General features: G+C 40.1%; 10 protein-coding genes and 1 tRNA gene. 2 read left to right on the top strand and 9 right to left on the bottom strand.

The window, feature by feature from the left end; all coding sequences use genetic code 11:
* Positions 1-70: 70 nt before the first annotated feature.
* From G6Q06_RS06975 to G6Q06_RS06960, 4 genes are all read right to left on the bottom strand, one after another.
* A tRNA-Pro gene (locus G6Q06_RS06975) sits at positions 71-148 on the bottom strand.
* Positions 149-188: 40 nt separating this feature from the next.
* Positions 189-1,301 carry a 1-deoxy-D-xylulose-5-phosphate reductoisomerase gene (dxr, locus tag G6Q06_RS06970; protein ID WP_163566145.1) on the bottom strand — a complete coding sequence of 371 codons (1,113 nt, stop codon included), beginning with the start codon at positions 1,299-1,301 and terminating at the stop codon, positions 189-191.
* Complete coding sequence (locus G6Q06_RS06965) at positions 1,298-2,089, bottom strand: phosphatidate cytidylyltransferase (protein WP_163566144.1); 792 nt, start codon at positions 2,087-2,089, stop codon at positions 1,298-1,300. Before G6Q06_RS06965 ends, dxr begins: the two co-directional genes overlap by 4 nt.
* A 91-nt stretch (positions 2,090-2,180) precedes the next feature.
* Positions 2,181-3,563, bottom strand: a complete 1,383-nt coding sequence (locus tag G6Q06_RS06960; protein ID WP_163566143.1) for a glycosyltransferase — start codon at positions 3,561-3,563, stop codon at positions 2,181-2,183.
* Between the two features lie 113 nt (positions 3,564-3,676).
* Between G6Q06_RS06960 and mnmG the strand changes: the two genes are divergently transcribed.
* Together mnmG and dapE are read left to right on the top strand one after the other, a co-directional pair.
* A complete protein-coding gene (mnmG, locus tag G6Q06_RS06955) occupies positions 3,677-5,551 on the top strand; it encodes a tRNA uridine-5-carboxymethylaminomethyl(34) synthesis enzyme MnmG (RefSeq protein ID WP_163566142.1) in 1,875 nt (624 codons plus the stop codon).
* A complete protein-coding gene (dapE, locus tag G6Q06_RS06950; protein WP_163566141.1) occupies positions 5,548-6,687 on the top strand; it encodes a succinyl-diaminopimelate desuccinylase in 1,140 nt (379 codons plus the stop codon). The genes mnmG and dapE overlap by 4 nt, the downstream gene beginning before the upstream one ends.
* Before the next feature lie 483 nt (positions 6,688-7,170).
* Here the strand turns inward: dapE and hsrA are convergent, their stop codons facing one another.
* From hsrA to G6Q06_RS06925, 5 genes are all read right to left on the bottom strand, one after another.
* The gene (hsrA, locus tag G6Q06_RS06945) at positions 7,171-7,851 is read right to left on the bottom strand and encodes a homeostatic response regulator transcription factor HsrA (RefSeq protein ID WP_163533645.1); all 681 of its coding nucleotides are present in this window, start codon (positions 7,849-7,851) and stop codon (positions 7,171-7,173) included.
* 135 nt (positions 7,852-7,986) lie between these two features.
* The gene (gene argS, locus G6Q06_RS06940; RefSeq protein WP_163566140.1) at positions 7,987-9,597 is read right to left on the bottom strand and encodes an arginine--tRNA ligase; all 1,611 of its coding nucleotides are present in this window, start codon (positions 9,595-9,597) and stop codon (positions 7,987-7,989) included.
* A complete protein-coding gene (gene tatA / locus G6Q06_RS06935) occupies positions 9,598-9,861 on the bottom strand; it encodes a twin-arginine translocase TatA/TatE family subunit (protein WP_006564254.1) in 264 nt (87 codons plus the stop codon). It abuts the gene before it with no gap.
* Positions 9,862-9,906: 45 nt separating this feature from the next.
* A complete protein-coding gene (gmk, locus tag G6Q06_RS06930; protein WP_163566139.1) occupies positions 9,907-10,515 on the bottom strand; it encodes a guanylate kinase in 609 nt (202 codons plus the stop codon).
* Positions 10,512-11,864, bottom strand: a 1,353-nt coding sequence (locus G6Q06_RS06925; RefSeq protein WP_163566138.1) for a hypothetical protein, incomplete at its 5' end; no start/stop codon positions are given. The genes G6Q06_RS06925 and gmk, both read right to left, overlap by 4 nt.

Below are 11,864 nucleotides of genomic sequence, written 5' to 3'. Positions count from 1 at the left end.
TAAGGATAAAATTAATCTATGGAGTGTTAAAAATAGAGGAAAATCAATAAAGGAGTGATAAATATAAAAATGGTCGGAGTAGCGGGATTCAAACCCACGACCTCACCCACCCCAAGGGTGCGCGCTAATCAGGCTGCGCCATACTCCGCCCAAACTTCCACTTTATCTTAAAAAAGATTAACTTTAACTTATAAAAATTCTCTTTGCATCCATAATCGTACTTCTTGATCTAGATTTTTAACATCTTCTAAAGTGTGTAGATAAGAGGAAACATTTTTAAAATGATTAAGACTTTGATTAATCCAAGTGGCTATTTTTCCAAAACAAATTTGTCTATTGATAAAAGCTTTAAGCGCGATTTCATTACTTGTATTAAGTACCACCCCTAGTTTAGGGTTTTCAAGTAGTAAGTCTTTTAAACCCCATAGAGGGTATCTAGCTAACTCAATTGGTTCAAATACAAGCGGAGGGATTTGTAAAATTTCAAGGGGTTTATGCGCGATTTTATGGGCTAAATTCGGGCAGAGAGCATGGGCAATGGGTAGTTGCATATCTGGGCTAGCTAGTTGGGCATGCCAGCTTTGATCTTTAAAACGCAACAAGGCATGCACACAAGAACTACGCTCAATACAGGCTTCAATCTTTTCTATTCCAAATAAATAGTACGCTTCCAGCACTTCAAAAAGTTTATTAACCATATTAGCCGAGTTAATCGTGATGTGGGGTCCCATTTGCCAATTGGGGTGTTTTAAGACTTTTTCTAAACTTTGGCTAGAAATTTCATTGATGGGCACATCGCGCAAAGCCCCACCGCTAGCAGTGATATATAGACTTTCTACACGCTCTTTAGAGATGTTTTGCAATAAATCCCGTAAGGCAAAGTGTTCGCTATCAATGGGTAAAATCTTAGTTGCATCTAAAAGCCACCCGGCTACAACTAGAGATTCTTTATTAGCTAGGGCTAGGGTTTTGCCCTGTTTGAGCGCTACAAGGCTAGGTTCTAGCCCGGCAAAGCCTACTAGTGCATTCAGTATAATAGAACTAGAAGCGCTAGCTACTAATTCATTTAACCCCTCAGTTCCTACAAATACCTCTACACCTGTAGGGACTTTTAAAAGAGATAAATCCTGTGGATCTAAAAGCGCGACCTTTTGGGGGTGGTAAGCTTGGATTTGGGCATTAAGAAGTTCTATATTTTTGCCCGCACTCAAACCCTCAATAGGTAGATTTAAAGCTTTAGCCACCTCTAGGGTTTGTTTACCAATAGATCCGGTGCTACCTAAAAGAAGAAGAGAATTCATAGAAATGATAAAAGCAGCCCTAATTTAAAGTTTAAGCAAAAATACATGCTCACACCTGCAAAGAGCATGGCATCTAGGCGATCTAATATCCCTCCATGTCCGGGCAAAACAAAACCGCTATCCTTAACATCTGCTACCCTTTTTAAATAACTCTCAAATAAATCCCCTAAAATAGCACTCAAGGCAACAACTATACTCACTAAAAACGCTTTTATAAATCCTAAATAGGCTATGCCTACTAGTCCTCCTATTAAACTAGCTAGCATAAAACCAATTAAAGCCCCCTCTAAAGTCTTTTTAGGTGAGGTTGGGCTAAGCCGGATACTACCTAGCCACCGGCCTCCAAAATACGCCCCCACATCGGCTAAAACCACCACCACCACTAGCCACGCTACAACCCGTACTCCAAAATCTTTAAAAAGAGCAAAAAGACATAAAAATGGCAAACTAGGATAAATAAAGGGCAAAACAAAGCGCATATCTAAAGCTTTATAGGCTAAAAATCCGGCTACAAAAACCCCCATAAAAAGCGCGCTTTCTATGGGTGCAAAATAACCCAAAATCCACACACAAACAGCCCCAACAAAGTACCAAAATCCAAACTTGAGATGATAAGTTTTTTGATAAAGTTCTAAGGCTTCATAAAAACCCAGTACATAAACTACGCCTAAAACCCCCCAAAAGAGAATTACATGGTTGATCCAAAGCACCACAACAGCCAATATAATTAAAAGAATGCCTGTGATATAGCGCGCTTTTTCCTCTAAAAATTTTGCTTTAAAACCCATAACTAACCTAACTAAACATAAATTTAAAAAGACCAATCAAAAACAATACCAACTAAACCAGTCTAAAAATTTGTTAGGTTTGATAGCGCTACTAAATAATGCCTAATTTTTTAAACACTTCTTTAAAGCGCTGTTCATAGGTATGTTTACTAGAGGCTTCTAAAAAGGCCTTTTCTCTGATCTTTTGGAGTATCTCTTTATGTTTTAAATAATAATGCGCCTTTGTGATTAGATCTTTTGTACTGTCATAAAAAATCATGCTTTCTCTACTAAAAAGATCGGCTAAGTCTTTATGATAAGTGGTGATATAGGCCGCCCCGCTCATGGGTGTATCAAAATCGCGTAGTTTCATGTTGATTCTACCAAACTCACCCCCTCCCGCTCCAGTACCCCCACAACCTAACACCAATTCACACTGGTTAAAAAAGAGATTGGTTTGCTCTAAGGGTAATCTCCCTCCAAAACCATGCCCATAGGCCTTTACTTTAAAATTTTCCTTTTCTAAGGCTTTGATTATCTCAGCGCGCCCACCATAATTAAGCCCTACAAATCCAATATCATAGATACGCTCTACATTTTCTAAGGGGTGGTAGAAATCTAAACTAGAGGCTAGAGGGAAATAAAAAGCGGGTGTGCCCTCTTTGAGTATCCATTTTACTTTTTCAGGTGCTGTAGTGAGGGCTAGATCGATAAAGGGTAAAATAGCATGCGTACCTAGAGGACTATCTAAACCATAGCCAGCTACATCGTCCATTTGTAGATTGAGGATTTTAAGGTCTTTGTAGCGGTGTTTGATCAACAATAAATCTCTAGGACTGTAATTCCACCCCCACCCTTGAATTATTAAAAGATCGGGTTTTGCATTTGCTGGGGCGTTGTCTATGATCTCACAAATTTTAGTGGTGTTGATAAAAGAATTTGCCTCTTTGCAGTTAAGCAAGCGACCCATGTTAAATCCATAATGTGCTGTCCCATAGCTCCCATCGTCTTGATAAAATAAATACACTTTTTCACACACTTTTGATAAATCCTGAATAAACCCGCTTTCATCCTGCTCTGCATCATTGCCCGCAAAGAGTACAATAGGTTTTCTATCTTTAAACTTGTCTCTAAAGGCCTGATTAAATCCTCTTTTTTCTAAAAGTTCTTGGGTGTAGCTTTCAAAATTAAGGGTGCTCCAATCAGGAGGTGTAACTAATAAATCTGTCTTGTTGCAACTAGAACAATTAACAAAGGGAAAATTTTGATAAAAGGCCTCTTCTTTTGCATATGTCTCTTCGCGATAACCAGACCTATAGTATCTATCTAAATGTCTATCTAAATGTCTATCTAAATGTCTATCTAAATGTCTATCTAAATGTCTATCTAAAGCACGCGAAAAGTACTTATCCAAAGCGATACGAAAAATCTTATGATAAATCTTACCACAAAGCTTATAGCCAACACGAGCCACCGCCCTAAATTTTGCGTTCATTTTAAATCCTAACCAAAGTAAATAAGAACACTTAGGGTAACATAATCTATTTTAATTTTCTCATTAAATGATCATTAAAATCTCTGATTATAAAATCAGTAAAAAGGATTGCCATGTTAGATATTGTTGTTGTAGGAGGGGGGCATGCAGGTATTGAAGCCTCCATTGTAGCAGCTAAAATGGGCGCAAGGGTGCATCTACTCACGCTTTTAATAGAAAATATCGGGCTTGCTAGCTGTAACCCGGCCATTGGTGGACTTGGTAAGGGGCATTTGGTTAAAGAAATTGATGCTTTAGGTGGGGTCATGGGGATTTTAAGCGATTTATCTGGTTTGCAATTTCGCATCCTTAATGCCTCTAAAGGACCAGCTGTGCGGGGTACGCGCGCTCAAATTGATATGGATCTCTACCGCCAAAACGCCCGCAATTTAGTGCTAAATACCCCTAATTTAAGCGTATCTCAAGAAATGGTGGAGAGTTTGCTTTTAGAAAATGGGGCTGTGGTGGGGGTTAAAAGTACTCTAGGCAAAGAATATAAAGCTTCAAAGATTATTCTCACTACAGGAACTTTTTTACAAGGCCTAGTACACATCGGGACACATACAAGCCAAAATGGGCGCTTTGGTGAGAGTGCTTCTATTGAGTTAGCACGGCATTTAAAAACTCTAGGTTTAGAAATAGGGCGGCTTAAAACCGGCACCTGCCCGCGTTTGGCTGGAAATAGCATTGATTTTACAGAGCTAGAAGCCCACTTTGGGGATTTCCCCCCGCCTAAATTTAGCGATAAAACAAAAAATTTTAACCCCATACAATTACCTTGTTTTATCACCTACACGAATGCTAAAACCCACGCCCTTATTGAGCAAAATTTCCATTTAGCGCCTATGTTTAGCGGCCAAATAGAGGGAGTGGGGCCCCGTTATTGCCCTAGCATTGAGGATAAAATTTATCGCTTTAAAGATAAAGAGCGCCACCAACTCTTTTTAGAACCCCAAACAAGAAGTGGCAGTGAATATTATGTCAACGGGCTAAGTACTTCTCTACCCTTTCATTTACAAGAGCAAGTTATTCACTCCATTAAAGGCTTAGAGCATGCCCACATTACGCGTTATGGTTATGCGATTGAGTATGATTTTATCCAGCCTACAGGACTTGAATACTCTTTAGAGAGTAAGAAGATTAAAAATCTCTATCTAGCAGGCCAAATTAATGGTACAACAGGCTATGAAGAGGCAGCAGCACAAGGCTTACTTGCCGGAATTAATGCCTGTTTGGCTTTGCAAAATAAACCCCCCTTAATTTTGCGGCGCGATGAGGCCTATATCGGCGTGATGGTTGATGATTTGATCAGCAAGGGCACGCAAGAACCTTATCGCATGTTCACCTCTCGCGCTGAATACCGCCTATTACTACGAGAGGATAATGCAAGGTGGCGCTTAGGTAAGTATGCTTATATTTTAGGATTAATGAGTGAAAAAGAGCATGCCAAATTACAAAAGCAACAAAGCCAGATCACACAAGCCCTAGAAAATCTTAAAAACACGCATTTTACGCCCTCTAAAGAGACTTTGCAAAAACTTGAGGATTTAGGACAAGACGGGATTAATGATAAATGTAATGGGGTGTTTTTAGCCGGACGCGATAGCTGTAGTGTAGAGATTTTAAGCTCTCTTTTTAGCTTTTTACAAGATTTAGAGCCAGAGGTTTTAGAGCAAGTTAAAATTGCCTGTAAATACCATAGCTATATTGAAAAACAAAGCGCCTCTATTGCAAGAATGGAGCAGATGTTACAAAATAAAATCCCCTCAGATTTTGTCTTCCATAAAATCCCCGGTCTTGGCCTAGAGGCAATAGAAAAATTAGAGAAATTGCGCCCTAAAAGTCTCTTTGAGGCTGCACAGATTAGCGGAATCACCCCTTCTAATTTAGAAGTGTTGCAACTCTACCTCCACCTACACACTAAAACCACTCTTAAAGAGCTCCCATGAATGCTATCACTCTTGCCCAAAAACTTTTAACCTACCCAACTATCACGCCTAAAGAGGAGGGGATTTTTGCCTACCTAGCCTCTCTTTTGCCCGATTTTAAAATCCTAAATGCCCACAAAGAACCGGTAAAAAATATATTTCTTTATAAAGATTTTGGCGGGGAAAACCCCTTGCATTTTTGCTTTGCCGGGCATGTAGATGTCGTGCCTCCGGGGGAGGGCTGGAGTGTAGATCCTTTTGCTGGGGTGCTGACAGGTGGTTTTTTGTATGGACGGGGAGCGCAGGATATGAAGGGAGGCATTGCGGCTTTTTTCTGTGCTTTGATAGAGTTTTATGCAAAATTTAAAGAGCAAAAAATCCCTTTGATTCTCTCTATTCTTTTAACCAGCGATGAGGAGGGTAAGGCCAAGTTTGGTACAAAACACATGCTAGAGGTTTTAAAAGAAAAGCATTTATTGCCCCATTTTGCGTTGGTGGCTGAACCTACGAGTATACAGACCCTAGGCGATAGCATTAAAGTTGGTAGAAGAGGATCAATTAGTGGAAACATCATCGTACAAGGCGTACCCGGGCATGTGGCCTATCCTAAAAAATGCCTTAATCCTATTGATCTTATCTCTGATAAATTAAATTTACTAGCTGGAGCACTTTTAGATAAGGGTGATGCTTTTTTTGAGCCCTCCCGCTTGGTGCTTACCTCTATTGAAAGCCATGTGCCCGCAGAAAACATGACACCCAGAAGCCTAAAGATTGCCTTTAATGTCCGCCATTCGCCTGCCACAACGCGTGAAGATGTGGAAAATTTCTTAGATAGAGTACTCTCTAAAGTCCCCTGTGATATCCATTTAAGACAAAATTCTCTACCATTTATTTCTTCTAAAGATAGCCTTATTCTCTCCTGTCTTAAACAAGCCATTATAGAAGTTTTAGAGATCACCCCTGCGCTTAACACTAAGGGGGGCACTAGCGATGCGCGCTTTTTTAGGGCGCTGGGGGTGGAGGTTGTAGAGTTTGGTGTGTGTAATGATCGCATCCACTCTACTGATGAGAGGGTAGGGGTGGAGGAATTAGAACAACTCCAAAGTGTTTTTTTTAGATTGCTTGATTTGATTTTGAAAAAATCGCTAGAAAGATGATGTACCTCTAGCTTGTGGGGCAATCTTGCGCGTCTTTATTGATCTTAGCGCTGGTGTTTGGCATACTCCCTGCGTGTTAAGCTTGCAAGATTGATTAAGATTATCAAGGCTTAAGCTAGGGGCTCTCTAGCACCTCTACTCTTAGAGTTGAGCCCTTAGCTAGCATTAGCACAAAACCTTATAGCTACGCCTTAATTGCTTTACTAAGCTTGCAGGCTTAGCGCGCAAACCTGCGCTAGAGATTAAAATATTTTTAGCATTTGAGCGTTTTATAAGGGTTTTTATGGATTAAAGTACTTTAAATTACCCACGCTATAAACCCCTAGCTTTAACAAGAGCAAATGTGGCATAAAAGCGCCCACCAAAAGGTATAAATCCATACCCGCTACCTTAAGCTTATGTGCAAAGATTATTCAACACAGAACCCCTAGCCCTAGTTACAAACAACATAACCATACTAAGGGTTTTTGGGGTAGTACAATTTTAAGAGTTTTCTACACTTTTTGGGTAACAGAAACGATACCCTCTACGGCGCACGGTTTCTACGGTGGAAATACCTAGTGGTTTGTCCATTTTTTGGCGAATCTGATTAATGGCCACCTCAATCACATTAGGCGTTACTAACTCCGGCTCTTCCCAAATAGCATCTAAAAGCTGCTCTTTAGACACGATTTGATCGCGGTGGCGCGCTAGATGGGTGAGCACTTCAAAGGGTTTACCTTTAACTTCAATTTCCTTACCCTTATATACGATCTTTTCCTCATCTGGATTAATCACTAGATCTTCAATTTCAATAATACTAGAACCCCAAAAGCGCAATCTCGCCTCAATCCTAGCCACAAGCACCCCCAAATCAAAAGGCTTAGCGATGAAATCATCTACTCCCTCTTTAAAAGCCTTGATCTCTTGCTCACTGGAGGCGTTATTAGCTAGCACGATACTTACAATAGAGGCATGTTTGGCCTTTGCATAAGGCACTAAACTTAAACCATTGCCATCGCTAAGTTCTAAACTAATCAGCACAAGATCGTAATTGCGGATACTGATGTAATACTCGCCATCCTCTAAATTCTCTGCTACATCTACCTGAAAACTCTTTTCGCTGAGATAGGCGCTAATTTCTTTGCTTAAATCAGCGTTGTTTTCCACCAACAAGATACGCATTCAAATCCTTTAACTTAAACTTAAATTATTATAACAAAAGTTTAAGAGAAAATTCCAGATATTTTAGATATTTTAACTAGCCGGCATTTAGTCGGCACGGGCGGGGTAACTCCCCCTCCTTATCCCCGTCCGTTATTACATCTTTGTTTTAGCTCTAATCCCAAGTAATTTTAGACCGATTGTTAAACTCAAACTCACCATTTGGCAAAGCTTTAAATAAGGCAATTCTTGCGGGGTGTCTAAAATTCTATAGGCGTTATAAAAGCTGTGAAAATCGGCAGCTAAACCTTTAAGATAATCGCATATCTTTTGTAACTCTCTATCTTGAAAGGCGGTTTGTAAAATTTTAGGCAAATTAAGGGCATTAAAAAGAAGAGCGCCCCCAGCCTTTGGGAGATTTTCTAAAGAACTTGAGAGAATAGCCTGCAAACTCGCATTTGGTTTTTGGAAGAATTTTTCTAACATAGTGTGGATACGGGCGTTGGCGTAGTGGATATAAAAAATGGGGTTAGAACTATCTTGTTTTTGCAAACTAGCGATGTCAAATTCTAAATGCGTGTCTAGCTTTTTACTCAGAAACACAAAACGCAGAGCGTCTTTGCCCATGTCCTCTAGCACATCGCTAAGTAGCACAGAATTACCCGCGCGCTTGCTCATCTTATAAGGCTTGCCATTTTGTAATAAAGCCACCATTTGCACTAAAAGCACCTCTAATTTTTGTGCCTCATAGCCTAGAAACTGCAAAGCTGCCTTAATGCGGGCTACATAGCCATGGTGATCAGCCCCAAAGATATTAATATAGTGATCAAAGCCCTGTTTGAATTTATAATCATGGTAGGTGATATCCCCTGCAATATAGGTAAAATCCCCATCATTTTTACGAATCACGCGATCTTTTTCATCTCCAAACATACTAGATTTAAGCCACATTTTGCCTTCAAACTCATACACACCTCCAGCCTGCTCTAAACGCTTAAAAACCTCCTCTTGATGCGCAAACATCGCCCTTTCACTCGCATAATTTTCTATAACAATCCCCAAATCTGCTAAACTCTGCTCTATTTGAGCTAGTACCACTTCTTTAGCAAAATCTCCTAATGTGGTGTAAAGATTAGGATCATTGTTGTTTAAATCCGGGAAATGCTCTAGTGCTTTTTGAGCTAGTTCATTGATATACGCGCCTCTATAATACTCTGCCGGGTATTCTACTTTAAGATGTTGCATCTCACAAATAGCTAGCCAAAGCGAAAGGCCGAGTAATTTAATCTGTGCGCCTAGATCGTTGACATAATATTCAGTGTGTACCTTATAGCCTAAAAAGCGGGCTAAATTGCCAAAGCTATCTCCAAAAATCGCCCCTCTAGCATGCCCGATATGCAAAGGTCCTGTAGGGTTTGCGCTGACAAATTCTAAATAAAGACTCTCTTGTTTATCCGCTTCTTTGCCAAAATCTACCCCTAGTTTTAAGGCCTGATTACAAAAGCGATCTAGAAAACTTTCTTTGAGGGTAAAATTAATATAGCCATTGAGTGCCTCTATCTTTGCAAAAACAGCCTGACATTCTTCATCTTCTAAAAGACGATCCACCAACTCTAGCGCGATAGCCTTAGGTGGCTTTTTATACACCTTTGCTAAGGGAAAAGCCACCACGCTAGCATAATGCCCCAAACTCCTATCTTTAGGGTGCTCTAAGATCACCTCTGTTTGTAAAACCCGCTCTAGTAGGGTTTTGATCGTGTAATGCATTTAGCTAACTTTGGTGGGGTCTTTAGTTTGTGTACTACTTTGTGGGCTATTTGGAGTTTGTGGATTAGGGCTAGTGGTGTGTAGGGTTTGTACCTCCTCCTTACCCTCTTTTTTTTCCTCCTCATCATCTTTCACAGCCTTTTTAAAGTTCTTAATCCCGCTACCAAGCCCCTTAGCCAACTCAGGGATTCTTTTAGCACCAAATAAAAGCAAGATCACCACTAAAACAATTAGCCAATGCCAAACACTTGTAAAACCGCCCATGTTTATCCTTTTATAGGGATTTTCCCCATATTAGCATAGCCTAACTTAGTCTTTCCAAGCACGGCAAAGTTGCTCCTTAGGAAACATCTGTTGTTTGTAGCGCAAGGTGTGGGCTACTTCTAGCACCATTTTTTTAGAAAGCTCTAAATCCTCGTTGATAAGCACATAATCAAACTGATCTATCTCTTGGAGTTCTTTAAAAGCCGTGATGAGGCGCTTTGTAATCACCTCGTTACTATCGGTTTGGCGTTGCTCTAAACGGGTGCGTAAAACCTGTGCATTTTTGGTTGTGATAAAAATAGAAGTCGCTTGAGGATAAATATTTTTAACACTGCGATGCCCTTGTACATCAATATCAAGTAGCACAAGTTTATTTACTTTTAAAGCCTGCTCAATGGGCACAAGAGAAGTACCATAATAATAGCCGTGTACTTTAGCCCATTCTAAAAATTGGTGTTTGTCAATCCCTTCTAAAAAAGCCTCTTGACTTACAAAATAATAATGCTTCCCCTCAATCTCTCCTTCTCGTTTTGGACGCGTTGTAGTTGAGATAGAAAAATAAACATCCTCACATTGCTCTAATAAATGCCTCACAAGAGTACTCTTACCCGATCCACTCGGACCAGCTAAGATAAGCATGCGATAAGCCGTCATGTTTTATCAGCTAATTGGACCTGAACATGGAGGGTTTTATTCTCTAAAATCTTAGGATCAATGGGCAAATCTTTAAGCAAGGTTTGTAAATCAAAACTTAAGCTCAAAGGGGGCAAACTTGGTTGTTCTTTTTGAGGCGTTTGCTCTTGAGGTATTTGCTCTTGAAGTGTGGCTTCTGCTTTCTCGTCCGCCCTATCTGCTTTTTCCTCCTCTATTTTTCCTTCTACCTCGCTTGCCTCCTCTTCTATTTTATTTTCTACTCCACTTGTTTCTTCTTCCTTGCTTGCTTTTTCCTCCTCTTTTACTTCCTCTGCTGCTTCTGTGCTCTTTGGCTGTGCCTCTTGCTTGGCCTCTTCATTGGGTATTTCAGATTCATCCATTACACTAGCCATAACCGGCTCAGGAATATCTTCAATTTTTTCAAACTCTTGGGATTCCTTTTCAGGCGGGGTTGTTAAAGGTTCTTTAGATTCTGCAGATTCTGTAGATTCTTGTACAGGTGTTAAATTTTCTGGCTCTGAGGGTTCTTGGGGTTGTGTCTCTTTTTCTGAAGGGATTTCTGGAGTTTCTGGTTGCTCTTTAAGTTCTTGAGATTCTTGAATTGGCTCTTGAGGTTCTTTTTCTGCATTTTCAACTTCTGCATTTTCCTCTACTTCTTGATTAGTTTCTTTGTCTTGAGAAGATGGGGGGATTTCTTTTGCCTCTATTTCCTCTTTTTTAGACTCTTCTATTTGGGGTTCTTTAGCTTCTGCATCTTGAGTCAAACTAGACTCTGTAGGGGGGGTTTCTTGTGTTTCTTGTGTTTCTTGTGCTAAAGAAGGTTCTACATCTGTAAAGGGTTGTATGTCCTCCATAGCCGTGTGCATCGCGCTATCCATTCCATGCATGCTATCCATGAGCTCTTGAGCCTCAGGAGAATTTTCTTGCATTAAATCCTCAAGCATGTCCATATGTACACTATCTGCATGGGTGTGGGATTCAAGGGGAATATCATCTGGAAGGGTAGAGTCTAGCGTGGGTTCTTTAGTGCTATCTGTTTGTTTTGCGGGGGTGTGTGCTTCTAGTGGCAATAAATCCTCTAAATTTAACCCTTCTGTGTTATCGTGATGGGTTTCTTGGGTTTCTGGTGGCGGAGTTTGATTTGTTTCTTCTGCCTTTTGCTCTTTTTGCTCTTGTTCTTGTGGTATAGCCTGTGGGAGTTCTTGTGATGTTATAGGTTCTTGTGATTCTGTAGGCGTTTCTGGGATCGCTTCTTCTTTATGTTCTTCTTTATGTTCTTCTTTATGTTCTTCTTTATGTTCTTCTTTATGTTCTTCTTTATGTTCTTCTTTATGTTCTTCTTTATGTTC

The organism is Helicobacter suis (genome assembly GCF_902196135.1).
Classification (GTDB): Bacteria; Campylobacterota; Campylobacteria; order Campylobacterales; family Helicobacteraceae; genus Helicobacter; species Helicobacter suis_A.
The sequence above is the reverse complement of the archived record's forward strand: the minus strand, read 5'-3'. Positions and strand labels throughout refer to the sequence as shown.